The organism is Micromonospora sp. NPDC052213 (genome assembly GCF_040679695.1).
Taxonomy (GTDB): Bacteria; Actinomycetota; Actinomycetes; order Mycobacteriales; family Micromonosporaceae; genus Micromonospora.
The window spans coordinates 1-22826 of the sequence record NZ_JBFAVI010000108.1 but is presented as its reverse complement, the minus strand read 5'-3'; the positions used below and the strand labels follow the sequence as shown (position 1 = coordinate 22826).

Annotated in this window: 21 protein-coding genes and 1 pseudogene; 15 read left to right on the top strand and 7 right to left on the bottom strand. The window is 69.6% G+C overall.

Features of this window, described 5'->3' with window-relative positions; all coding sequences use genetic code 11:
- Positions 1–56: 56 nt before the first annotated feature.
- Complete coding sequence (locus tag AB0L34_RS22965; RefSeq protein ID WP_363706433.1) at positions 57–965, top strand: sugar ABC transporter permease; 909 nt, start codon at positions 57–59, stop codon at positions 963–965.
- 29 nt (positions 966–994) lie between these two features.
- Positions 995–1870 (top strand): carbohydrate ABC transporter permease, encoded by an 876-nt coding sequence (locus AB0L34_RS22960; RefSeq protein WP_363706437.1) that lies wholly within the window; start codon positions 995–997, stop codon positions 1868–1870.
- Here the strand turns inward: AB0L34_RS22960 and AB0L34_RS22955 are convergent.
- Entirely contained in the window at positions 1863–2417 is a 555-nt protein-coding gene (locus AB0L34_RS22955; RefSeq protein WP_363706431.1) for a hypothetical protein, read from the bottom strand. The two genes, AB0L34_RS22960 and AB0L34_RS22955, sit on opposite strands and share 8 nt — an antisense overlap.
- A gap of 161 nt (positions 2418–2578) precedes the next feature.
- On the opposite strand from AB0L34_RS22955, the gene AB0L34_RS22950 reads away from it, so the two are divergent.
- The 7 genes from AB0L34_RS22950 to AB0L34_RS22920 all read left to right on the top strand — a co-directional run bounded on the left by AB0L34_RS22950 (position 2579) and on the right by AB0L34_RS22920 (position 10365).
- Entirely contained in the window at positions 2579–2764 is a 186-nt protein-coding gene (locus AB0L34_RS22950; RefSeq protein WP_350711359.1) for a hypothetical protein, read from the top strand.
- Positions 2765–2844: 80 nt separating this feature from the next.
- Positions 2845–4305, top strand: coding sequence for an MBL fold metallo-hydrolase (locus AB0L34_RS22945; protein ID WP_363706429.1), 1461 nt, complete (start codon positions 2845–2847; stop codon positions 4303–4305).
- A complete protein-coding gene (locus AB0L34_RS22940) occupies positions 4305–5756 on the top strand; it encodes an MBL fold metallo-hydrolase (protein WP_363706428.1) in 1452 nt (483 codons plus the stop codon). The genes AB0L34_RS22945 and AB0L34_RS22940 overlap by 1 nt, the downstream gene beginning before the upstream one ends.
- The gene (locus tag AB0L34_RS22935; protein ID WP_350711351.1) at positions 5747–6331 is read left to right on the top strand and encodes a hypothetical protein; all 585 of its coding nucleotides are present in this window, start codon (positions 5747–5749) and stop codon (positions 6329–6331) included. The genes AB0L34_RS22940 and AB0L34_RS22935 overlap by 10 nt, the downstream gene beginning before the upstream one ends.
- Positions 6331–7566, top strand: a complete 1236-nt coding sequence (locus AB0L34_RS22930) for an MFS transporter (protein WP_363706426.1) — start codon at positions 6331–6333, stop codon at positions 7564–7566. Before AB0L34_RS22935 ends, AB0L34_RS22930 begins: the two co-directional genes overlap by 1 nt.
- 174 nt (positions 7567–7740) lie before the next feature.
- Positions 7741–9846: a prolyl oligopeptidase family serine peptidase gene (locus tag AB0L34_RS22925; protein ID WP_363706424.1), complete on the top strand. Its 2106-nt coding sequence runs from the start codon at positions 7741–7743 to the stop codon at positions 9844–9846.
- A gap of 12 nt (positions 9847–9858) precedes the next feature.
- Entirely contained in the window at positions 9859–10365 is a 507-nt protein-coding gene (locus tag AB0L34_RS22920) for a hypothetical protein (protein WP_363706422.1), read from the top strand.
- On the opposite strand, the gene AB0L34_RS22915 is transcribed toward AB0L34_RS22920, so the two are convergent.
- From AB0L34_RS22915 to AB0L34_RS22900, 4 genes are all read right to left on the bottom strand, one after another.
- Positions 10366–11292 carry an aldo/keto reductase gene (locus tag AB0L34_RS22915; RefSeq protein WP_363706420.1) on the bottom strand — a complete coding sequence of 309 codons (927 nt, stop codon included), beginning with the start codon at positions 11290–11292 and terminating at the stop codon, positions 10366–10368.
- A gap of 10 nt (positions 11293–11302) precedes the next feature.
- Positions 11303–12103, bottom strand: a complete 801-nt coding sequence (locus tag AB0L34_RS22910; RefSeq protein WP_363706418.1) for a Stf0 family sulfotransferase — start codon at positions 12101–12103, stop codon at positions 11303–11305.
- Positions 12104–12110: 7 nt separating this feature from the next.
- On the bottom strand, positions 12111–12320 hold the full coding sequence (locus tag AB0L34_RS22905) for a hypothetical protein (RefSeq protein ID WP_363706416.1): 210 nt from the start codon (positions 12318–12320) through the stop codon (positions 12111–12113).
- A 245-nt stretch (positions 12321–12565) separates the two neighbouring features.
- A complete protein-coding gene (locus tag AB0L34_RS22900; RefSeq protein ID WP_363706415.1) occupies positions 12566–13552 on the bottom strand; it encodes a BadF/BadG/BcrA/BcrD ATPase family protein in 987 nt (328 codons plus the stop codon).
- A gap of 191 nt (positions 13553–13743) precedes the next feature.
- Here AB0L34_RS22900 and AB0L34_RS22895 point away from each other — a divergent pair, with 191 nt between their 5' ends.
- Genes AB0L34_RS22895 through AB0L34_RS22875 form a run of 5 tightly spaced genes read left to right on the top strand, consistent with a single transcriptional unit; the run spans position 13744 to position 18774 of the window.
- Complete coding sequence (locus AB0L34_RS22895; RefSeq protein ID WP_350711336.1) at positions 13744–14706, top strand: MurR/RpiR family transcriptional regulator; 963 nt, start codon at positions 13744–13746, stop codon at positions 14704–14706.
- The gene (locus AB0L34_RS22890; protein ID WP_363706413.1) at positions 14703–15452 is read left to right on the top strand and encodes an SIS domain-containing protein; all 750 of its coding nucleotides are present in this window, start codon (positions 14703–14705) and stop codon (positions 15450–15452) included. Before AB0L34_RS22895 ends, AB0L34_RS22890 begins: the two co-directional genes overlap by 4 nt.
- Before the next feature lie 27 nt (positions 15453–15479).
- A complete protein-coding gene (gene ngcE / locus AB0L34_RS22885; RefSeq protein WP_357458953.1) occupies positions 15480–16916 on the top strand; it encodes an N-acetylglucosamine/diacetylchitobiose ABC transporter substrate-binding protein in 1437 nt (478 codons plus the stop codon).
- Positions 16917–16936: 20 nt separating this feature from the next.
- A complete protein-coding gene (locus tag AB0L34_RS22880; protein WP_357458950.1) occupies positions 16937–17845 on the top strand; it encodes a sugar ABC transporter permease in 909 nt (302 codons plus the stop codon).
- The gene (locus AB0L34_RS22875) at positions 17845–18774 is read left to right on the top strand and encodes a carbohydrate ABC transporter permease (RefSeq protein WP_363706411.1); all 930 of its coding nucleotides are present in this window, start codon (positions 17845–17847) and stop codon (positions 18772–18774) included. Before AB0L34_RS22880 ends, AB0L34_RS22875 begins: the two co-directional genes overlap by 1 nt.
- Before the next feature lie 63 nt (positions 18775–18837).
- Here AB0L34_RS22875 and AB0L34_RS22870 read toward each other — a convergent pair whose 3' ends face one another.
- Both AB0L34_RS22870 and AB0L34_RS22865 read right to left on the bottom strand, forming a co-directional pair.
- The gene (locus AB0L34_RS22870) at positions 18838–20568 is read right to left on the bottom strand and encodes an ABC transporter ATP-binding protein (RefSeq protein ID WP_363706409.1); all 1731 of its coding nucleotides are present in this window, start codon (positions 20566–20568) and stop codon (positions 18838–18840) included.
- The gene (locus AB0L34_RS22865; RefSeq protein ID WP_363706435.1) at positions 20565–22253 is read right to left on the bottom strand and encodes an ABC transporter ATP-binding protein; all 1689 of its coding nucleotides are present in this window, start codon (positions 22251–22253) and stop codon (positions 20565–20567) included. Before AB0L34_RS22865 ends, AB0L34_RS22870 begins: the two co-directional genes overlap by 4 nt.
- Before the next feature lie 215 nt (positions 22254–22468).
- Between AB0L34_RS22865 and AB0L34_RS22860 the strand changes: the two are divergent.
- A pseudogene (locus AB0L34_RS22860) lies at positions 22469–22826 on the top strand (bifunctional 3'-5' exonuclease/DNA polymerase); the annotation flags it as partial.

Below are 22826 nucleotides of genomic sequence, written 5' to 3'. Positions count from 1 at the left end.
GGGACGGGTCCGCACCGTCCCCACCGGCCCACGGCTGTGGGAGTAGGGCCTTTCTCGTGAAACATGGCAAGTACCCGCTGATCATCACGTTCCTGGTGCCGCCGCTGCTGCTCTACGGCATCTTCGTGCTCTCGCCGTACCTGCAGGCCTTCCAGATCTCGACCACCGACTGGCTCGGCTACTCGCCCGAGGCCAACTCCGTCGGCCTGGCCAACTTCGAGAGGCTGCTGGACGACGATCGGGTGTGGAGCGCCCTCAAGAACAACGCGTGGCTGCTCTTGGTGGTGCCGGTGGTGACCATCGTGCTCGGCCTCTTCTTCGCCACGATGCTGAGCATGGGCGGTCGCAAGGGCCGGGCGGGGGTGACCGGCGTACGCGGCACGTCCGTGTACCGGATGGTCTACTTCTTTCCGCAGGTGCTCTCCGTGGTCATCATCGCCCTGCTGTGGAAAGAGGTCTACCACCCCAACAGCGGCCTGCTCAACGGTGCCCTCGGTGCCGTCGGCCTACCCACGCCGGCCTGGCTGGGTGATCCCCGGTTCGCCTTCTGGTGCGCGATGGCGGTGATGATCTGGAGCAACGTCGGCTTCTACGTGGTGCTCTTCGGCGCGGCGATGTCGGCGATTCCGCGCGACATCTACGAGGCGGTGATGCTCGACGGGGCGTCGCGGTGGACCACCCTGCGCAAGATCACCATTCCGCTGCTCTGGGACACCGTGCAGGTCGCCTGGATCTACCTCGCGATCGCGGCCCTGGACGGTTTCATCCTGATCCAGCAGATGACCAACGGCGGCCCCAACTTCTCCTCCGACGTCATCGGCCTGCGGATGTACGAAACCGCGTTCGGTAGCGAGAGCAAGTTCGGTTATGCCTCGGCGATCGGCGTGGTGTTGTTGTTCCTGACCCTCTCGGTGGCGGTGCTGGCGCTGCGGGCCGCCCGGCGTGATCGGATCGAGTACTCGTGACAACCCTCGACAGGACCGCGTCCGACGGCATGGCCGTGGCGGACCGGCCGGCGCCGCAGGACCGGAAGCTCCGCCGCGATCTCGGCGTCGCCAACATCTTCTCGCACTGGTTCCTGCTGCTCTGGGGCGCGGTGACCGCGCTACCGCTGCTCTGGATGTTCCTCAGCTCGTTCAAGAGCGACGGGGAGATCCTCTCCGACCCGTGGGGGCTGCCCGGCGCGCTGCGGTTCGAGAACTGGGCGCGTGCCTGGACCGAGGCGCACATCGGCCAGTACTTCCTGAACAGCGCGATCGTGGTGACCGGATCGCTCACCCTGACCATGCTGATGGGCGCCACCGCGGCGTACGTCTTCGCCCGTTACGAGTTCTGGGGCCGGCAGTTCCTCTACTACCTGTTCGTCGGCGGGATGATGTTTCCCGTCTTCCTGGCTCTCGTGCCGCTGTTCTTCGTGGTGCGCAACGCCGGTCTCTTCGGCACCTGGACCGGGCTGGTGCTGGTGTACGCCGCCTACTCGTTGCCGTTCACCGTCTTCTTTCTCACCGCCTTCTTCCGGACCCTGCCGACCGCGGTCGCGGAGGCGGCGCTCATGGACGGGTGCGGTCACTTCCGGCTCTTCTTCCGGGTGATGCTGCCGATGGCGCGACCGGGTCTGATCAGCATCGCGATCTTCAACTTCCTCAGTCACTGGAACCAGTTCATCCTGCCCCAGGTGCTGATGCAGGGCGACGACTCCAAGTGGGTGCTTGCGCAGGGGCTCGCCGCACTGGCGGTCAGCCAGGGCTACCAGGGTGACTACAGCGGTCTCTTCGCGGGCCTGACCATCGCCACGCTGCCGGTGCTGGTCGTGTACATCCTCTTCCAGCGGCAGATCCAGTCGGGCCTGACCGCCGGCCAGCTCAAGTAGCCGCGTCCGTTACTTTTCGCGGCCCGGTCGATCGCGCAGACAACCTCACCCGCCCGAACCGGCCGGAGGGCACCGGCGCCGTGGCTCGCTCCTGCGTCATATCGCCTGCCGCAGGGCGAGGGGCGGTCTGGATCGCCGAGAGTGTGCCGCGGTCGTACGTTTTCGACTGATCGCTCAATCGCCGTCCGACCCGGCTACCACCACCCGGACGTTGCCGGATGGCCAGAAGCCTGGCGGCGGTGTCGACGTAGTCGGACTGCACCGCGGTGAGTCTTCTCTTGTAGTCGGCGATGGCGGGCGCGGGGGTGGCGCCGACGCGGGCTGCCGGGAACGGTGCCATCTGCGGCGGCGGATCTGGATGGCTTGGGCGGCCTTCGGAAGTCGATGCCCCGGTGGAGATCGTCGGGATCTTCGGGCTGCGGATTTCGCGGCGGCGTTGCGCGAGGTGGGTGACGTGCTCACGCTGGCAGTGCGGGGCGTCGGCGGTGATCACCGTGTCGCGCGGGTCGCTGATCTGGTCGAGCAGCGGCGCATCCAAGTGCCACAAGTCAGATACCGTCACGACTTTCTGGGGCCCCTATAGGGGGATCTGCATCCTTCGTTCGGTGACACACTCTCGCGAAGGGCAGTCACGGGTCGGCCGGCGATTGTCACGAGACTTCACGGTCGCCTCCGGCTGCTCCGATGAGAACAGGCAGGTGCAGCGGCTTGCTGAAGACCTTCAGGTCGCATGGCAGAGCGCTGCCGATCCACGCACGGGAGGTGAACATGAAGAAGGAAGCGCAGCCTATCACCAAGGCTGACCTCGACGCCCTCAAGCAGGCTGTCGGCAAGGTCGCGCCGAAGGCCGCGACCGCCAAGGCGCGGAATTGGGCGTTCACTTACACCCGCTAGTGCCAGGGCGGTGGGCGGCGTCCGACGTCGCCCACCGCCGTTGGTCACTGTGCCCCACCGCACCCATTGAAGGAGGCGACATGAAGATCGGTTTCCTTGGACACAACGGCTTCGCTCTCGGGGCCGAGGATTCACCGGTCCTCGTGGATCCGATCTTGTACCGCCGTTATGGCGAGGAGTATACCTCGAGCCCTGTCGAGATCTATCCGCCAAGACTGATAGACATCGACCGGATGCCACAGCCTGCTGCCGTGATCCTCAGTCACGAGCACTCCGACCACTTCCACCTGCCCTCCCTGAACAAGCTCGACAAGTCCACGCCCATCATCGTCGGGCCCACCATGATCGACACCGTCGTCGAATGCACCGAGTCGCTCGGCCTGACGGTCACCCGGTTGCCGTTCGGCGAGCCGACCAGGTTCGGATCGGTCATTGTCACCCTTTTCCCGCCGGGCCCGGATACGGTGCTCTGGGAGAGCCGCGTATCGCAGGTTTACGTGCTCGATGCGTCCGATCCGGACCGGGGTGGCGTCTTCCTGGGAATCGACGCCAGCACCTCCACCGAATTCATCGAAGCCGTTTCCTCCGGAAGGCTGCCAGCCCCCCGCGTGGTGGCCATGAGTAACAATGCGCAAGTGACCCCGCCCGGCGTGTTCGGGTCACTGGACTGCTACCGGCCCGCTGGGCAGACCGCCGTCCGCTACCGTGGTCAGGGCTTCCCCGGTCTGGACATCCTCGGGGAAATCGTCGTGTCCGCGGTTGAGCAGTCGGAGATCTTCCGCGGGGCACACATCCTGCTGTGCGGTGGCGGGTTCCTGAAGGACTACGAGCAGATGGGCCCGTTCCCATTCTCGGAGCAGCAGGAGATGGCGCGTCTGGCCAAGCAGTTGGTGCGGCACATGGACGTGATGGGCCCCGTTCCGGGCGACGTCGTCGAAGTGCGTGAGCACGGCATCGACAAGGTCGGGGAGCTGTCGTGGCTCGGCGTCGACCATGAACGCTTCACCCAGCTGATCCACCGGCGGGAGAGCTTCCTGGCCAGGCGGGACAGCATCGCCATGCGTTGCATCGAGAATGCTGATGAAGAATCCGAGAACGCGGCGTTGGCTTGCATCGGTCGCGAGCTGACGTATCTGAGCCGCGTCCTGCTGCTCAGCGACTTCGGCCGGCGGATGGCCGTTTCGCCGTCGGCATGCCCGTTTGTCCTCAAGCTCAAGTATCTGACCCGTCCGGACCGTAGTTTCCGCTTCGATCTGGCCGCCGGGGCGTTCGAGGAGGCAGCAGATCTGCCGCTCGACGATTCTGTCGCCGCGTACCCCAATGGGATTTTCATCCACGCTGTTGACTTCGCCGCAGTGCTCCGTGGCGACCTGCAGTACTGGGATGTCGTCGGCATCGCGATGCGTACGTGGTTCGACGGAGACGCGCTGTCCTCGCCGGTGGCGCTGTTCTACGACGCTCTCGGCGAGCAGGTACGCCCGGACCTGTCGTGCCGGGTCTACCAGCAGCAGCTTGAGTACCTTGAGAAGGAGAACGCCTGATGCCCCCCGCATCCCTGACGTTTCTGGGCCACCAGTCGTGGCTGGTGGAGATCGGGGATACCCGTGTCCTCGTCGATCCGGTGCTGACGGACTCGTTCGGCCACTCAGACAGGCTGCGTTTCGAGATCTATCCCGCACGCCAGGTGGCGGTGGAGAAGATGCCGTCGCTGGACGCGGTGCTGGTCACCAACGAGCATCTGGACCACTTCCACCTCAACTCGCTGGACCTGCTGCCGCCGGCTACCCGCATTCTGATGCCGCGGATGATGCCGAAGGTGTGCGTTCGCGTCTTGGAGGAGACGGGCCGCCAGGTCGAGTTGGTCGAGCTCGGTGCGGTACAGAGGATCGGCGCGGTCGACGTGGTATTCGTTCCAGGCGGCCCGGACGCGCCGATGTGGGAAAACCGTGTCGCCAGCGTCTTCGTGCGGCATGCGGAGGAGAAGGTCGGCGGAGTCTTCATCCAGTCCGACACGTCGATCGCGGCTCCCTCGCTGGACGGCGGGTGCGATCCGGATATCGTCGTGGCCACCCACAACGGGCAGGTACCGCCGGCGGGTCATCTCGGCGCGTTCGACAACATGCTGCCGGTCGGCAGTGCCGAGTTCGCTGAGGTTACCGGCCTTCGCCTGCTGCACGGGGTGCTGTCCGACGTCGTGGCGAACTTCCCCTCGGTGCGTTACGTCACCTTCAGCGGTGGCGGTTATGTGCAGGTTCCCGCCAAGCACGGCGAGTTTTTGTGGGGGAACTTCGAGCAGTTGGCCGATATCGCCAGCCGGCTCTCGCTGACTACCCGGGTGCTGGGAATGAGTCCTGGCCAGACGGTGGTGGTCGGTGACGGGACGGATGTGCGTTACTGCCAGGCGGAATGGATCAATCCGGCCGAGCCGTCGCGTCCCGTTGCCCCCAGCGACAAGGAGGCCGTTGCCGAGCCGGACCTGTCCGAGCCGCTGCTGCCCCTGTTCGACGAACAGCTTACGGATGAGGACCGGGCCCTCGTCGAGTCGGAACTTCAGCTCATGGCTCCGCTGCTGATGCAGGCGAAACTGGGGCGGCATCTGATCACCCAGAACACCTACCTCGACAATCCGGTCGGCCCGCACAGGTTCGCTGTTCACCTGCGCGGCTTCGATGCCGCCGGTGAGGAGGACGACGGCTCACGAGTTTTCGTGTTGAACTTCAACAACGGCCGCTTCGAGGAACAGCCGTTGAGCTTCCGTGACTGCCTGTTCTCTGTGCCGTCCGGCATCGACGTAAACGCTGTGGACTTCGTCGCTGTGCTCCGGGGCCGGATCCACATATGGGAACTTGCGGTCAGTCGCATGCGCCAGTGGTACCTGTGCGAGAAGATGGACAGCCCCGTGGGCTTCCTGTACGGCTATTACAGCGAGCAGGTGCAGCCGGAACTGGCCGCCGAGCTCTACCGCAATGTGCGGGCCCTTGCGTGGCGATAGTAGTAGTCGGTCCACCTGCCGCAGGCAAGTCGACGGTCGCTGGCGTCCTGGCCGCCCGCCGGGGCCTGGAAGTCGCCTGCTTCGACGAGGACCCGTTGCACTGGTACGGAAAGTTCGGATACACCGAGCAGGCCGCCGATGACGCGTATGTCACCGGTGGGCTTTCCGCTTGGCATGCCTATACCGCCTGCTTCGAGGTGCGCGCGCTAGCTGACGCGGTCACGGCCACTGACGGGGTCGTCGATACGGGCGGCGGCGTCGCCCTCCAGCGCGGTGGGTCGACCGAGGAACGTATGCTGCGTAGCGCCCTCGACCAGGCGGACCTCGCCATCCTGGTCTGTCCTCATTTCAGGGATCCGGAACAGGCGGCAGACGTTCTGGCGCAACGTCTTCTGTCCCGCGAACCGGGCGGCATGCCGGGTGACTGGCACCAGCCAGACGGTGTCGCGCTGCTCCAAGGTCTGATCCGGGCTTCGCTGGCGCTGGAGGAGAGCGTGGACCTGCTGATTGACACGGCCAACGGCGAAATTCATGAGCGGCGTCGGCTACGGCTCGAAACTGTCGAGGTAACTTGATGTTCAACGCGTCTCTTCTTGCGCCGCTGCGGGTGCCGAAGTTTCGGCGGGTCTGGATCGGTCAGCTCACCAACGTTGTGGGCGATGCCCTGTACACCGTGGCGGTCGCGCTGTTCCTGCTGCCGCGCGAGGATGCCGCGCGCGCGGTGGGTCTGGTACTCGGGATGACGGCCCTGGGGGGCGTCGTCTCGCTGTTGATCGGCGGTGCCTTGGCGGACCGTCACCGCCGCTCGCGAATGATCATTGTTTCCGACCTGATTCGTGCCGGCGCCGTTCTGGGCATCATCCTCGTCGGCAATGACGCGCCGCTGGTGGTGCTCGGCGTGCTGGCCGCAGTGCTCGGTATCGGCAGCGGTTTCTACCGTCCCGCGTACGGGGCGATCCTGCCATCGCTGGTACCAGGGGAGATGTTGGCGAGCGCCAACGGCCTGCGGTCCCTGGTGAACCGCTTGGGTGCCGTCGTCGGCGCCGCGCTCGGCGGGGCCGTGGCGGCGGCGTTGAGCCCGACTTGGGCGCTCGGTATCAACATCGTCACCTTTCTTGTCAGTATCGTCACACTGCTCCGTCTGGATGAGCAGGCTCCCAGTCCGGAAAGCAAAGGGTCGTCGCTTGCCGTCGATATCAAGGACGGTTTTGCCTACGTCATCCGACTACCGTGGATGGCCGGTGTGATGCTGCAGGGCATGGTGCATATGGCGTTCGTGGCGGCACCCGTCGCGGTGATGCTGCCCATTCTGACCGGGCCCGAGGGTTGGTTCGGCTACATCACGGCGGCGCAGGGCGCCGGGGCTTTCCTGGGCGCGATGCTGGCATCGTCGATCCGTACGCGTTCGCCGGGCTGGGTGGCAATCTTCTTTCTGCTGCTTCAGCTTCCGCAGACCGTTCTGCTGGCGGTGGACGGGCATCCGGCGATGATCCTCGTCGCCTCCGCGTTGACCGGTCTCGGACTGTCCACGTTCGCGGTGCTGTGGACCACCGCACTGCAGCGGACTGTCCCGCGTGGGCGGCTCGGGCGGGTGTTCTCCATCGATCAGCTGACCGTCTTGGGTCTGATGCCCGTGGGATACCTCCTTGCCGGCTGGCTTCTGAAGGGGCTGGGTCCCGCCACCCTTGGGTGGGTGACGACGGTCGTCCTGGTGGTCTCGACCGTGATGGTGCTCCCGTTGCCAGGGCTTCGCCGGCTGGGTCTGGAGGAACGGGTGCCCGACCTGGCGGTCGAGCGTGTGGGGCGTTGAGTGAAAGTTGAGCGGTGCCCGGAAGCCGTTCTCTCTTCGGCCTGGGTGGCCCCAGCCCACCCAGATGCCCTCGCTCACCGCGTCCTGACAACATCCTCGGTATCGACGGCGCCCTGTCCGGGCCGGACGAGCTGTGGCCGGAGGTGCAGGAGATGCGGGAGCTGAGGGAACTCTATGAGTGAACGCGCTCACGTCGCGGCGACATGGAGGGCGGTCGACGTCGACCCACCCGCGGCGCCACCCAGGGAGCACCTCGCGCGACATCACGGGCAAACCCGCAGCGACCCGTGGCAGTGGATGGAAGACCTGTTCACCCCCGAGGTCTTTGCTGTCGTCCAGGCCAACAACGCCTACACGACAGCGGTTCTGGAGCCGCTGGGAAGCGCCGCCGCGGACGCTGAGACGCAGATCAGGTCCTGGACACCGCAGGGCACACGCTCGGTGTCCGTCATGAAAGGGCGTTGGTCCTACTACAGCCGTACGGTCGAAGGATCCGCAGCGGTGCTCCGCTGCCGCTGCCTGATCGACCTCGACTCCGGTGAGGCCGTGCCACAGACCGAACAGATCGTGCTCGACGAGGCCGCGCTGTCAGCCGGGCAGTCGCATTTCGCGCTCGGTGTCTACGATGTCTCGCCGGACGACCGGTTCCTCGCGTACGCCGTCGACCTTGTCGGCGACGAGCGGTTCTGCCTGCGTTTCCGAGATGTCGCCGCCGGCTCCGAGCTGCCCGTCCAGGTCGACGGGGTCACGTACGGCGGCGCCTGGGATGCCGCCGGTGAGCACTACTTCCACCTCGTCACAGACGCTACCGGCCGGGCGTTTCAGGTATGGCGTCTCACGCTGGCGACGGGCGAACGGACCCTGGTGTACGAGGAGGCGGACGAGTCGTCGTGGCTGACCGTCGACCTGACACGTAGTGAACGGTACGTCTTCATCGAGTCGGACAGCCACGCCGGCAACCAGATCTTCGCGATCGACGCGCTGGCACCAGAGTCCGAACCGTTCCTCCTGGGGCCAGCACGGCGTGCCGGTGTGCATCTTCAGGCCGACCACCGAGAGGGACAGTTCTGGATCCTGGCCAACTCCGGTGACGAGACCTCCCGGCTGTGGCACTGCCCGGCCACGGCCACGGCAGAGCTGACCGAGGTGGTGTTCGGCGACGCGCGGGAGACGAAGCTGCTGACCGTCGACGCGTTTGCGGGGCACGTGGTCCTGCAGACGTACTCGCCGGGCCACCGGGGGTTACGGGTCATCGGCGCCGACAACATCGTGACCGATCTGGCGCTACCCGACGGAACAACGTGGGTGAGCCTCAACGGCAATCCGGACCACCACTCGCGGCGAGTGAGATTCACCGCCTCCTCGGTCGTCTGCCCGCCGATCACAGCGGCGTACGACCTGCACAGCCGCAGCACCGACATCTTGGACAGGGTCGTGCTTCCCGGTTGGGATCCGGTCAGGTACGAACAACTCGATCTGGTGGCCCACAGTCGTGACGGGACAGCGGTTCCGTTGACCGTGCTGCGGCAACGCCGCAGCGCCGGTGCACCACCGCCACCGGGGGCGGTGCTTGAGGTTTACGGTGCCTACGGTGCCGTCTTACCACTGGACTTCGATCCCGCGCGTCTGCCGTTCCTCGCCAGCGGCGGGATCTATGCCTTCGCTCACGTTCGCGGTGGCGGAGAGGGGCCACCTGGTTGGCACGAGGCTGGTCGTGGCGAGCGCAAGGCGATGAGCGTGAACGACTATTTGGCCTGCGCCGAGGCACTCGTCCGAACCTGTGACCTACCCGCGGGGCGCGTCGTCGCCAGCGCCGCGTCCGCCGGTGCTCTCGTCGCGGCTGCTGCTCTCAACACCTCGCCGGAATCCTTTGCCGGGCTGGTGCTCGACGTTCCGTTCCTCGACCCACTCGGCACCCTGCTCGATCCCGAGGCGGCTCTCACCACTGTCGACTGGGCGGAGTGGGGTAATCCCCTGGCCGACGCGCGCGCCTACGCCGCCGTCAGCGCCTACGCGCCGTACGACAACATCTCTCCCCGCACGTACCCGCCGGTGCTGGTGTTTGCCGCGCTGAACGACAGCAGGGTCGGGGCGCACGAAGCGCTCAAGTACGTGTCCCGCCTGCGCGATCAGGCCCACGGTGGGCCGTTCCTGCTGTCGACAGACCTGTCAGCCGGCCACTGCGGCAGCACCGACCGCGACGCACGTAAGCGAAAGGCCGCACTCGTCTGCGCCTGGGTACTGAAGGCACTCGCCCGGTGCCGTGACGTCCCATCCTGAAAGGACCTGCCCATGCCGAGACAACCTCTTCCACCTCCCGATCGCCTGCTCGCGGGCATGCACGGCGAGATGGACCACCGCGGGTTCCTCGTCACACATGTGGTCTTCCGGGACGAGGCCGGAGCGCCCGTCCTCAAACTCGTGGACACCGAGAAGGCCGTGCGCTGCATGCTGGAGCGGCGGTGTCAGTCATGTGGGCTCGACATCGCCCGTGACGACCTGATCGTCTTCGTCGGATACAGCGCGGATGCGACCTTCAAGGAGCCGCCCCTGCACCTCGACTGCGGTGTCTACTCGCTCGGCGTGTGCCCGGCCCTCATCACCCGTCATCGCCGCGATCAGCTGCTCGTCGTGGTGTGCCGGGACTACGAGTTCCTACCGAGGAGCGAAGGCAAACCGCCCCGATGCCAGCCGCTGCCCGCGACCGACGAACACGGCCGCGAGGTGCCCCCCGTCGAGTACACCGTCGAGGAACTTCACCGGATGCTCACCGAACGAGCGTCGGGCCGGCACGAGTGATCATCCGATCGGCATCACCGAGCTGGTGAGCAGGTCGGCCACCTCCGCCGGCAGCGCCAAGTCGACGCTGTCGAGCTGGGCCCGCATCTGGGTGGCGTCACGCGCGCCGAGAAGCACACCGGCCACCCCCGGGCGGTCACGAGCCCAGGCCAGCGCCACCTCGGTGCAGCTGCGGCCCAGTGCCCCCGCGACGAGGTCGAGTATCTCGATCGCCGCCGGCACCTCGGGAGCAGACAGAAAAGGCGCGATGAACGGGAAGTATCTGGGATCGGTGCCTCTGGTACCGGGCGGCACACCCCGCTGATACTTCCCCGTCAGAACCCCGCTGGCCAGTGGCGACCACGCCAGCACCCCCGCACCGTACTCACGGGCACGGTCCATGACGGCTTCGGCCGCCCGAACCAGCAGCGAGTACTGAAGCTGCACCCCGCTGATCGGCGTGCCGATCCGCTCCGCGACCGCGAATGCCTCGTCGACCTGGCTGGGCGTGTAGTTGCACACTCCCACCGCCCTGGCGCGACCCGAGTCACGTGCGACACGTAGCGCCTCGAGGCTTGCCAGCAGCGGTGTGGCGTCGCTCCAGGCGTGCAGCTGCCATAGGTCGACGTAGTCCGTACCGAGACGCCGCAGCGACGCGTCGAGTTGGGCCAGCAGGGCCTCGGGAGTGGTGTCCACGCCGTTCGCGGTCACGCCAGCCTTGGTGCTGACGACGACGGCGTCACGTGGCACCAACGTGAGCAACCGGCCGAGGATGCGCTCGGCGTTACCGTCCGCATAGACCGCTGCGGTATCCACGAGCGTGCCCCCCGCGTCGAGGAAGCACCACAACTGCTCCCGTGCGGCGTCCTCGTTGGTCTCGTGGCCCCACGTCCAGGTGCCCAGTCCGTAGCCGGAAACGGCCAATTCGCCAAGGGGCCTCAGCTGCATCCTCTGCCACTCAACCCGACACACCGCAGCGGCGGCGCAGGTCAGCGGGGAGCGCATCGATTACCCCGCTGCTCAGCAGATCGGACCGAAACCGCTGTGCGAGTTCGTCATTGACGGCCGTCCGTTGCCGCACCAGTGGAGATGTCACCACGGACTGTCGGGGAAGGCCGAGGTACTGAAGGACACCGTTGACCGAGCCAGCCAGATCGTCATCCAACTCCTCATAACTGAGGGTGTAGGGTGCCGTGTCGCGCTCGGCGAAGAACGGACTCCACCCGTGCTCGATGACCGCCAACGCCTGCAGGATGTCCAGGAGAACGGCAAAGTCGTAAGCTGGGGTCCCCGCCACGGCGTCGCGATATTCGTCGTCGTAGGGGTCGCTTGCCTCGGCCCAGCGCACGAACACCTTGGTCACCGAGGCGAGATAGCTGGACACCGTCTGGAGGACAAGGTCGTCCCGGTAGAGGCGAATGAATCGAACATCCTGTCGGCCTTCGAGGACGGCGAGTGGATCGATGCCGAGATTGTCACGCGACCACTCGACCTGATTCCAGTGCAGCTTGAGGGCGAGCACCCCGTCGCTGTTCGCCTCGGCGCGCACTCTGCGTAGATACGCTGACGGGTTGGTCAGCCGCGGCTCGTTCATCGTGGACTGCGGTGCTCGCAGATTCCAGGCGCCGGCCAGGTGGTGGATACGTGCGCGACCAAACCACTCCCGCGGCGAACCGGCGCCCGGAACACGCCCCAAGGCCTCGCAGAGGTAGGTGCTGCCGACGCGCGGAGTAGCGCAGACAACGTAGGTCAGCGACACGGGCGCCCTACTTGATCGCGATGATGCTCGCGGAGATCCCCATGCCGAAGCCGACCTCGACGATTCGGGTTCGCTGGAGGCTCGCGTGCAGGAGCTCTGCCATCCGTTCCACGGGCGGGGTCTCCCACCGCTCCATCACCTTGTAGTGGTCGTCGACGACGAGTTGACCGGCTTCAAGGCGCGAGAGCAGGCGATGCCAGCCTGAATCGGGCTTCACGGCGGCCAGGTTAGCACCATCGCGCTGTCGCCTGGGGCGCCGAGGCCAGCGTCCCGGACAAGGTCGATGGGTAGTGCCGAACAATTCCGGCCCAGGTTCCACAGATCGGGTGGTCGGCTAACGGACGCCTCGCAGCTGGGTGTAGGCGCAGGGTCTTTGCGTGGTTACGTAGCTGCTGGTCACGGTGGTTGTGAGGTCGTGGGCGGCGGTTGGCATGTCGGGTGGCTTTCGGCGATGTTGGTCTCTCAGCGCGTCGGGACGAGCAGGGCGTGCAGGGCCTGCGGGTCCGTCACCTCGGGCAGGTCGCGGGCGGCGAGCCATGCCGCCGCGGCCGCGCCGTCGCCGGCCGAGCACAGCACCGCGTCCGGCCACCGCCGGGCGACCTCGGCCCGGACCGCGGCGGCCAGCGGGGTGTCGCCGGTCAGCAGCCCGCCGCCGAGCACGATCGGCGAGGCGTCGCCGGCCGGGCGGATCCGGGCGGTGCTCTCCGCCAGGTGGGCGGCGGCCTCGTCGATCAGCCCGCGGGCGACCGGCTCGCCGTCGACGGCGGCGGCGACCACCAGGGGCGCGAGCCGGGCCAGCTCCACCGGGGGCCGTCGGGTCACCGCCTGGACCAGCGCGTCGCCGGTGACCCGGGGTCGGGGCGCCACCTCGGCGGAGCCGAGCAGTTCGGTGAGCACCGCCGTCGCCAGCCGCCCCGGGGCCTGGCCCCGGTCCAGGTCGGACAGCAGTCGGCGGACCGCCTCCCGGCCCAGCCAGAAGCCGGAACCGGCGTCGCCGAGCAGCCAGCCGTGACCGTCGGCGACCCGGTCCAGCCGCAGTTCGTGGACCTGTGCGGCGATCGCGCCGGTGCCAGCGATGACCACGGTGCCCTCGGGGCTCGCGGTGCCCGAGGCGTACGCGACCAGGGCGTCGCCGTGCACGTCGTACGGGCAGCGCAGGCCGGCGTCGCGCCAGGCCCGGTCGAAGGCGTCCCGGCCGGCGGGGTCGGCGAGCAGCCGGCCGGCCCCGGCCAGGCCGATGGTGCCGGCCCGGACCCGGGTGGGGTCGACATCGGCGAGCGCCTCCCGCAGGGCGGCCAGGAGTTCGCCGGCGGCCCGCTCGGCGCCGTGGCTGGTGGGGTTGCCGCCGCCGGCCCGGCCGGTGCCGAGCCGGCGCCCGTCCAGGCTCAGGGCGGCCGCCCGGGTGGACGTACCTCCGACGTCGAGACCGACCACGACGGTGTCGGACATCGGCACCCACCTCCTTGATCAACGCCGCGTTCATGCTGGTCGGCCTGGCGGCGGAGGGCAAGAGCCGGGGCCTGTGGCGGGCTGTGCGCCAGGTAACAGTTTGAAAACTTCGCCCACGGCCTTGACATAGAGGGGCCTTCAGTAAGAACTTTTACCACTAACGGTAAACAATCTTTTCGGAAAGGCGTCCCATGGTTGATCACGAGGTGGACATCTCCGCGGGGACCGCGGTGGTCGACGCCGACGCGGTCGACCGGCGGGCCGCGCTCGGGGTCCCCTCCGACGGTGTGCTGGCGCGGGTCCGGGCCGGCGCGGGCGAGCTGACCGGGGCGCTGCGCCGGGTCGCCGAGCACGTGCTCAGCGACCCGGAGGCGGCCGCCCGGGCGACCATCGTCGAGCTGGCCGAGCGCAGCGGCACCTCCCCGGCCACGATCACCCGGTTCTGCCGGGCGATGGGCTTCGACGGCTACGCCGACCTGCGGCTGGGCATCGCCGCCGAGACCGGGCGGGCCCGCTCGGCGGGCTGGACCGTCGACATCGGACGCGAGATCCAGCCGAGTGACCCGCTCTCCCGGGTGCTCGACCAGATCATGGCCGCCGACACCCGCGCCATGCACGACACCGCCGCGCTGCTCGACCTCGCCGAGGTCGAACGCGCCGCCGTCGCCATCGCCGGGGCGTCCCGGGTGAACATCTTCGGCGCCAGCGGAAGCGCCCTCGTCGGCGAGGAGATGCAGTTCAGCCTGCACCGCATCGGCGTGGCGGCCTGGGCCTGGAACGACGTGCACGAGGGCCTCGCCAGCGCGGCCCTGCTGCGCCAGGGCGACGTGGCGCTTGGCATCTCGCACACCGGCCAGACCCGGGAGACGATCGAGATGCTCGCCGAGGCCGGCAGCCGGGGCGCGACCACCGTGGCGCTGACCGGCTTCCCGCGCTCGCCGCTGGCCGAGCTGGCCGACATCGTGCTGCTCACCGCCAGCCAGGCCACCACCTTCCGCCCCGACGCGCTCTCGGCCCGGCACCCGCAGCTGGTCGTGCTCGACCTGCTCTACATCGCCGTCGCCCAGCGCACCCACGACCGCGCCCACGCGGCCTTCCGGCGCACCGCCCAGGCCGTCGACGGGCACAAGGCCGCCAAGGGGGCCACCGCATGATCAGCGCCCAGGGGTACGCCGAGGCGGTCCGTCCGGTGCTCGACCGGCTGGTCGACACCAGCGCCGACGGGATCGGCGCCGCCGCCGACCTGATCACCACCAGCCTGCGCGCCGGCGGGGTGCTCCAGGCGTTCGGCGCCGGCCACTCCGAGGCGTTCGCCGGGGAACTGGTCGCCCGGGCGGGTGGACTCGTGCCCACCAACCGGCTCGCCATCCACGACCTCGTGCTGCACGGCGACGCCCCGCGCGACGTGCTCGCCGATCCGAAGCTGGAGCGTGACCCCGCCATCGCCCACCAGCTCTACGCACTGGCGGCCCCGCAGCCGCAGGACGTGTTCGTGGTGGCGTCCCAGTCCGGCATCAACGGCTCGGTGGTCGAGCTGGCGGCGCTGGTCACCGACCGCGGCCACCCGCTGATCGCGGTCACCTCGGTCGAGCACACCGCCCGGGTCGCCCCACGGCACCCGTCGGGCCGGCGGCTCGCCGATCTCGCCGACGTCGTGCTGGACAACGGCGCGCCGTACGGCGACGCACTGCTGCCGCTCGAGGGCGGCGGCGCGGTCTGTGCGGTCTCCTCGGTCACCGCGGCGCTGCTGGCGCAGCTGCTGACCGCCGAGGTCGTACGACGGTTCCACCAGGCCGGTGAGGTACCCCCTATCTACCTCTCCGCCAACGTCCCCGGCGGGGACGAGCACAACCACGCCCTCGAGTCGCGGTACGCCGGGCGTCTCCGGCGGACCGCCTGACCCGAACACCACCAAGGAGAGACGACGATGTCGATTACCCCCGACAACCCGGCCGACCTGAGCCGCCGGACCGTGCTGCGCCGGGCCGCCGCGGTGGGCCTGCTCGCCACCCCGGCGGCCGGCCTGCTGAGCGCCTGCGCGACCAGTGGTGGCGACGAGAAGAACGAGCAGGTCGCCGGCGGCACCAAGAGCGCCACCAACCCGCTCGGCGTCCCCGAGGACGCCCCGATCGAGGTGGTCATCTTCAACGGCGGCTACGGCGAGAAGTACGCCACCGACGTGCACCAGCCGCTCTACAAGAAGGCGTTCCCGAAGGCCGAGGTCAAGCACCAGTCGACCCAGGCCGTGTCCACGGTGCTCCAGCCGCGGTTCGCCTCGGGCAACCCGCCGGAGTTCGTGAACAACTCCGGCGAGAAGCTGATGGACTTCGGCGCCCTGGTCGCCGACGGCCAGCTCCAGGACCTCACCGAGCTGTGGGACGCCCCGTCGGTCGACGACCCCAACAAGAAGGTCCGCGACACCGTGGTGCCGGGCACCGTCGAGGCCGGGTCGTTCAACGGCAAGCCGTACGTCCTGTACTACGTCTCCACCGTCTTCGGCATCTGGTACTCCGGCAAGCTGTTCAAGGACAACGGCTGGGCGCCGGCGAAGAACTGGGGCGAGTTCACCGCGCTGCTCGACCAGATCAAGGCCAAGGGCATCACGCCGTACGGCTACGCCGGCGCGAACGCGGCCTACTACCAGTGGAACGTGATCCTCACCCACGCGGCGAAGATCGGCGGCACGGACGTGCTGAAGAACATCGACAACCTGGAGGACGGCGCCTGGCAGCAGGACGCGGTCAAGCAGGCCGCCGAGGCGTGGGCCGAGATCGGCGCCAAGTACGTCGACAAGAGCTTCGAGGGGCTCAAGCACACCGACGTGCAGCTGCGGCAGAACCAGTACAAGCTGGCGCTCTACCCCAGCGGCGACTGGCTGGAGGGCGAGCAGAAGAAGGACACCCCGAACGGCTTCGAGTACCAGCTGATGCCGGTGCCGAGCCTGTCCGCCTCGGACAAGCTGCCGGCGACGGCGCTGCGGGCGACCGCGGGTGAGGGCTACTTCGTCTCGGCCAAGAGCAAGAACCCCAAGGGCGGCCTGGAGTACATGCGCCAGATGCTCTCGGTGGCCGGCGCGAAGGGCTTCACCGAGGTGGTCAAGGCCCCGACGGTGGTGACCGCCGGCTCGGAGGGCTACGCCTTCCCGCCGGGTGTGGCCAGCTCGCAGGCCGCGCTCAAGGCCGCCGGCCAGGACGTGTTCAACCTGTACTTCGACGGCTGGTACAAGGAGCTCGACACGGAGGCGCGCACGGCCACCAACGAGCTGATGTTCGGCCGGATCAAGGCGGACGCCTTCGTGGAGCGGATCCAGAAGCGCGCCGACGCGATCAAGAAGGACAGCTCCGTCACCAAGTTCAAGCGCTGATCGAACGGAGCGTAGGGGTCATGCGGCACGGCAAGTATCCGTTCGTGATCGGGTTCCTCTTCGTCCCGGTCGCGCTGTACGTGGTCTTCGTCATCGCGCCGTACGCGCAGGCGTTCCAGATCTCGATGACCAACTGGCGGGGGCTGTCCGCCCCGCAGTGGGTGGGCTTCGACAACTTCCGGAGGTTGTTCGACGACGACAACTTCTGGAAGGCGGTCCAGCACCACGGCGTACTGCTGCTTGCCCTGCCGCTGATCACCATCGCCATCGCGCTGTTCTTCTCGTTCCTGCTCAACGTGGGCGGCAAGAGCAGCGGCGGGCAGCGCCAGGGGGTCTGGGGGTCGAAGTTCTACCGGGTGGTGTTCTTCTTCCCCCAGGTCCTGGCGGTGGCCATCATCGCGGTGCTGTTCCAGACGGTCTACCGGCCCAACGAGTCCGGCCTGATCAACGGCGTGCTGATGAAGCTCGGCTTCGACCCGGTGCTCTTCCTGGTCCGGCCGAACCTGGCCCTCTGGTCGATCCTCGCGGTGCTGGTCTGGCAGGCGGTCGGCTTTTACGTGGTGCTCTTCTCGGCGGGCATGGCCTCCATCCCCGGCGAGATCTACGAGGCCGCCGAGATCGACGGGGCGAGCCGGGTGACGCTCTTCTTCCGGGTCACCCTGCCGCTGCTCTGGGACACCCTCCAGGTGGCCTGGGTCTACCTGGGCATCGCCGCGTTCGACGCGTTCGCCATCGTCTCCGTGCTCTCGGTGGACGGCGGCGGCCCGGACGGCGCGACCACCGTGCTGGCCATGGAGATCTACCGCAACGCCTTCGTCTACTCGAAGTACGGCTACGCCTCGGCCATGGGCGTGGCGCTGTTCTTCCTCACCATCACGTTCGCGGCGTTGACGCTGCGGCTGACCAAGCGGGAAAGCGTGGAGTACTGATGAACCCGCAGACGACGCTGCCGCCGACGCCGGCGGCGCTACCGCCGAAGACCGTCAAGCCGGGCACCGCGGGTGGGCGCGGGCGCGGGGGCCGAGGTTCGCAGGCCCGGCTGTTCGCCGGCCTCGGGCACGTGGCGCTCGCGGTCTGGGCGGTGATCGTGATCGTGCCGATCCTCTGGACCTTCCTCGCCTCGTTCAAGAACACCACGGAGATCTTCAGCAGCCCGTGGACGCTCCCGGCGGAGCTGCGGTTCGAGAACTACGCCCGGGCGTGGAACAAGGCGAACGTCGGCCGCTACTTCCTCAACAGCGTGATCGTCGTGACGTGCAGCACCTTCGGCACCATGCTGTTCGGTTCGATGGCCGCGTACGTGCTGGCGCGCTACAAGTTCTGGGGCAACCGGGCGATCTACTACCTGTTCGTCTCGGGGCTGGCCTTCCCGGTCTTCCTGGCCCTGGTGCCGCTCTTCTTCGTGGTGAAGAACCTGGGGCTGCTGGACACCCACACCGGGCTGGTGCTGGTCTACATCGCCTACTCGCTGCCGTTCACGGTCTTCTTCCTGGCCGCGTTCTTCAAGACGCTGCCGGCGTCGGTCGCCGAGGCGGGGATGATCGACGGCTGCTCACACACCCGGCTGTTCTTCCAGGTGATGCTGCCGATGGCCAAGCCGGGCCTGATCAGCGTGGGGATCTTCAACATCATCGGCCAGTGGGCGCAGTACCAGTTGCCGCTCGTGCTGCTCTCCAACGCCAAGGACAAGTGGGTGCTCACCCAGGGCATCGCGGACATCTCGGTCAACGCCGGCTACGAGGCCGACTGGTCCGGCCTCTTCGCCGCCCTGACCATCGCCATCCTCCCCATGATCGTCGTCTACGCGATCTTCCAGCGGCAGATCCAGTCCGGCCTCACCTCCGGCGCCGTGAAGTGACCTGACCCGGACGGTCGACGCGGCGCCCGCCGACGTCGACCGCCCGGCCCGACGGCGCCGACGTCAGGGATGCCAGGAGCGCCAGAGGGCGGCGTACGGGCCGTCGGCGCGGATCAGCTCGTCGTGGCTGCCGAGCTCGGTGATCCGGCCGCCCTCCAGCACCGCCACCCGGTCGGCGTCGTGCGCGGTGTTGAGCCGGTGCGCGATGGCGATCACGGTCCGCCCGGTGAGCAGGGCGGCCAGGGCCTGCTCGGTACGCCGTGCCGTGGTCGGGTCGAGGGCGGCGGTGGCCTCGTCGAGGATCAGCGTGTGCGGGTCGGCGAGCACCAGCCGGGCCAGCGCGAGCTGCTGGGCCTCGGCCGCGCCGAGCGGGTGCGCGCCGTCGCCGAGGCGGGTGTCGAGGCCGTCGGGCAGCCGGGTGTACCAGTCGGCGCCGACGGTGGCCAGCACCGCGCGCATCCGCTCGTCGGTGGCGTCCGGGGCGGCGAAGGCGAGATTGTCGCGCAGCGTACCGATGAAGACGTGGTGCTCCTGGGTGACCAGTGCGACGCGGCGCCGCCGCTCGGCAGGGTCCAGGTCGGTGACAGGGCAGCCGCCGATGCTGACCTGCCCTTCCCGGGGCCGGTCGATGCCGGCGAGCAGCCGGGCCAGGGTGGACTTCCCGGCCCCCGACGGCCCGACGACCGCCAGCCGCTCGCCGGGGCGCACCGCCAGGTCGATGCCGCGCAGCACGTCCGGCCCCTCCGCGTACCCGAACCGGGCGCCGCGCACGACCAGCCGTTCGCCGTCCGGCGGGGCGGTCCGGCCGGGCGGCTCCGGTGGCACCTCGCCGACGCCGAGCACCCGGGCGAACGAGGCGAAGCCGCGCTGCGCCTGCTCCGTCCACTGCAGGATCCGGTCCAGCGGGTCGATCGCCTGTTGCAGGTAGAGCGCCGCGGCGACCACCGCGCCGAGCGACACGTCGCCCCGGGCGAGCAGGAAGCCACCGGCCAGCAGCACCGCCGCGACGGGCAGCGGGTAGCTGGCCTCGATCACGGGGAAGAAGACGGAGCGCAGCGCGAGGGTGGCCCGCCGCGCCGACCACACCCGGGCGATGCGCGCGTCGCCGTGCCCGACCCGCTCGTCGGCGAGGCGGAACGCCTCGACCGTACGGGCGCCCTCGGCGGTGCTGGTCAGCGTCTCGGTCAGCTCGGCGGCGGCCGCCCCCTCGGCCAGGTAGGCGGGGCTGGCCCGCCGCAGGTACCAGCGGGTCACCCCCACGATCGTCGGCAGCCCGGCCAGCGCGGCCACCCCCAGCACCGGGTGCAGCAGAAACACCGCCCCGAACAGCAGCGTCAGCTGCACCGAGGCGATGACGATGGTGGGCACCACGTCCCGGACCGTGATGCCGACGGTGGCCACGTCGACGGAGCTGCGGGTGGCCAGCTCCCCGGACCCGGCCCGTTCGACGACGGCGACGGGGAGGTTCAGCGTCCGGTCGACGAACTCCTCGCGCAGCCGGGCCACGGCCCGCTCGCCGAAGCGGTGACCGGCGTACTGCGCGAAGCGCGACAGCAGCGTCTGCACCAGCACGCAGGCCACGATCGCCAGGGCGAGCCGGTCGACGGTGCCGACGCCCGTCCCGGCCGAGACCCGGTCGACGACGGCGCCGAGCAGCCACGGCGGGGCGAGCCCCGCGACCGTGGCCGCGACGTGCAGCGCCAGCACGGCTGCGACGGCGCGCCGGTCCCGGCTGATCAGCTCCCGCGTCGCCCGGCGTACGGCGGCCCGGTCGGCGACCGGCAGCGCGTTCACCGTGGCACCCGCTCGGCGTCGGCGTCGTCGCGCGCCACCAGCCGCCGGTAGCCCGGGTCCGCGTCCAGCAGGTCGGCGTGCCCGCCGGCGCCGACGACCCGCCCCGCGTCCAGGTGTGCGACCCGGTCGGCCCGTGCGAGCAGCAGCGGCGAGGTGGTGAAAACGACGGTGGTACGGCCGGCCCTGGCCGCCCGCAGCCGCGCGGCGATGCGGGCCTCGGTGTGCGCGTCCACCGCCGAGGTCGGCTCGACGAGGATCAGCACCTCCGGGTCGGCGAGCAGGGCCCGGGCCAGCCGCACCCGTTGCCGCTGCCCGCCGGAGAGGGAACGGGCCCGGGTGTCCAGCGGGGTGTCGAGCCCGTGCGGCAGCGCGTCGACCACGTCCTCGGCCGACGCGGCGTGCAGGGCGGCGCCGATCCGCTCGTCGTCGGCGTCCGGGCGGGCCCCGCGCAGCGTCTCCCGCAGCGTCCCGGCGAACAGGTGCGCGTCGTGGTCGGCGAGCAGGATGCGGGCCCGCACCTCGTCGAGTCCGACGCCGGTCAGCGGTGCCCCGCCCCAGGTCACGTCGCCGACGATGTACCGGCCCAGCCGGTCGGCCAGCGCGACGGCGTCGGCAGGGTCGGTGGCGGCGACCGCGGTGAACCGGCCGGCGGGCACGGCCAACCCGCTCGCCGGGTCGTGCAGGTCGGCGGGGCCGTCCGGGGCGGCGACCCGCACCGGCCGCCGGGCGTCGGGAACCGGTGCCGCGCCCGGGGAGGACGGCAGGGGGCGCGGGCCGCCGACACCGTCCGGCGTCACGGCGAGCAGGGCGATGATCCGACGGGCGGCGACCCGGCCCCGGATCAGCTGGTGGCTGCCCTCGAGCAGGAACCAGACCGGCACGATGAGCGTGGCGACGTAGCCGTAGACGGCGACCAGTTCCCCGACGCTGATCTCGCCGGTCACCGCCATCCGGGCCGCCAGCCACACCACCGCGGCGAGGAACAGCCCGGGGACGGCGACCGTGGCCGCGTCGATCCAGCTGTTCACCGCCCCCACCCGGTAGCCCTCGGCGAGCAGGTCCCGGGACCGGGCGGCGTACCGGCGGGCGAACAGGCCCCGGCCGCCCACTCCGGCGAGCACCCGCAGCCCGGCCACGATGTCGCCGGAGCGGGCGGTCAGCTCGCCCTGCTGCTGCCGGTAGGCCGACTCCACCCGCTCCAGGCGGCGCAGCAGGGGCGCGACGACCAGGCCGACCGCCGGCACGCCCACCAGCACGCAGACCGCGAGCAGGGGCGAGATCGACCAGAGCACGACGGCGACGACCGCGTACGCGACCACCGCGCCGACACCGGGTCCCGTGATCGTCAGCACCTGCGCGGCCCGGTCGACGTCGGCGCCGCCGACCGTGGCCACCTCGCCCGCCGCGCTGCGGCGGGGCAGCACCGCGCCGACCCGGGACAGGTGGCGCAGCACCACGGCGGACGACCGGGCCTTCGCGTCCTCCCGGATGAAGGTCATCGTGCGGTGCCGCATGATGCCCAGGTAGGCCAGCGCTGCGCCGGCGACGACGATCGCCGCCACCCACACGGCCAGGGCCCGGGTGTCGCCGGGACGCAGTCCGTCGTCCACGGCCCGGGAGATCAGGTAGGGCCGGACCGACAGCCCGGTCATCCAGGCCGTGCCGAGCAGGCCGCCACGCAGCACCCGCCACGGCTGGCAGCGGGCCAGCCACCACAGGTACCGCAGCGGCCCCCTCGTGTCCGGAACTCCGGGGTCGGGATGGGGGATCCGTGGTGGCACCCGCCCACGCTACCGATCCGTCCACCGTGCCACCGAACGGTTTCCCGCCGCCTGGCCGGAAAGCGGCCGTCCCGCCCGGCCCGGCCGTGCCCGGTGCCGGGCGGCGGCTCGTGGCCGGGGTGTCACACGGGCGAGGCAGAATCACGTCCGTGCTGGTGGCGGTGGTCTCGGACGAGCGGGGCGGGGGAGCGGTGCAGCCCCTCGACGCCGCCGGCCACCCCGCCGGCCCGGTGCAGCCGGTCGCCGACCTGGCCGGCGCGGTCGCGGTCCGCGAGGCCGCCGACCGGCCGCGCTGGGTGTGGGCGTCCGGTGCCACGGTCTACCCTGCGCTGCTGCGCGCCGGGGTGCGGGTGGAGCGCTGCCACGACGTGGAGCTGACCGAGGCCCTGTTGCTCGGCCACGCCGGCCGCTGGGGCGAGCCCCGCGCGCTCGCCGCGGCCTGGGCGCGGCTCACCGGCGCGCCGGTGCCGGCCGATC

Bases quoted from the DNA above. Each gene is read 5' to 3' on its own strand.
- AB0L34_RS22960 (WP_363706437.1), top strand. From the start codon at position 995: ATGGCCGTGGCGGACCGGCCGGCGCCGCAGGACCGGAAGCTCCGCCGC.
- AB0L34_RS22945 (WP_363706429.1), top strand. From the start codon at position 2,845: ATGAAGATCGGTTTCCTTGGACACAACGGCTTCGCTCTCGGGGCCGAG.
- AB0L34_RS22940 (WP_363706428.1), top strand. From the start codon at position 4,305: ATGCCCCCCGCATCCCTGACGTTTCTGGGCCACCAGTCGTGGCTGGTG.
- AB0L34_RS22930 (WP_363706426.1), top strand. From the start codon at position 6,331: ATGTTCAACGCGTCTCTTCTTGCGCCGCTGCGGGTGCCGAAGTTTCGG.
- AB0L34_RS22925 (WP_363706424.1), top strand. From the start codon at position 7,741: ATGAGTGAACGCGCTCACGTCGCGGCGACATGGAGGGCGGTCGACGTC.
- AB0L34_RS22920 (WP_363706422.1), top strand. From the start codon at position 9,859: ATGCCGAGACAACCTCTTCCACCTCCCGATCGCCTGCTCGCGGGCATG.
- AB0L34_RS22915 (WP_363706420.1), bottom strand. From the start codon at position 11,292: ATGCAGCTGAGGCCCCTTGGCGAATTGGCCGTTTCCGGCTACGGACTG.
- AB0L34_RS22900 (WP_363706415.1), bottom strand. From the start codon at position 13,552: ATGTCCGACACCGTCGTGGTCGGTCTCGACGTCGGAGGTACGTCCACC.
- AB0L34_RS22895 (WP_350711336.1), top strand. From the start codon at position 13,744: ATGGTTGATCACGAGGTGGACATCTCCGCGGGGACCGCGGTGGTCGAC.
- AB0L34_RS22890 (WP_363706413.1), top strand. From the start codon at position 14,703: ATGATCAGCGCCCAGGGGTACGCCGAGGCGGTCCGTCCGGTGCTCGAC.
- ngcE (WP_357458953.1), top strand. From the start codon at position 15,480: ATGTCGATTACCCCCGACAACCCGGCCGACCTGAGCCGCCGGACCGTG.
- AB0L34_RS22880 (WP_357458950.1), top strand. From the start codon at position 16,937: ATGCGGCACGGCAAGTATCCGTTCGTGATCGGGTTCCTCTTCGTCCCG.
- AB0L34_RS22875 (WP_363706411.1), top strand. From the start codon at position 17,845: ATGAACCCGCAGACGACGCTGCCGCCGACGCCGGCGGCGCTACCGCCG.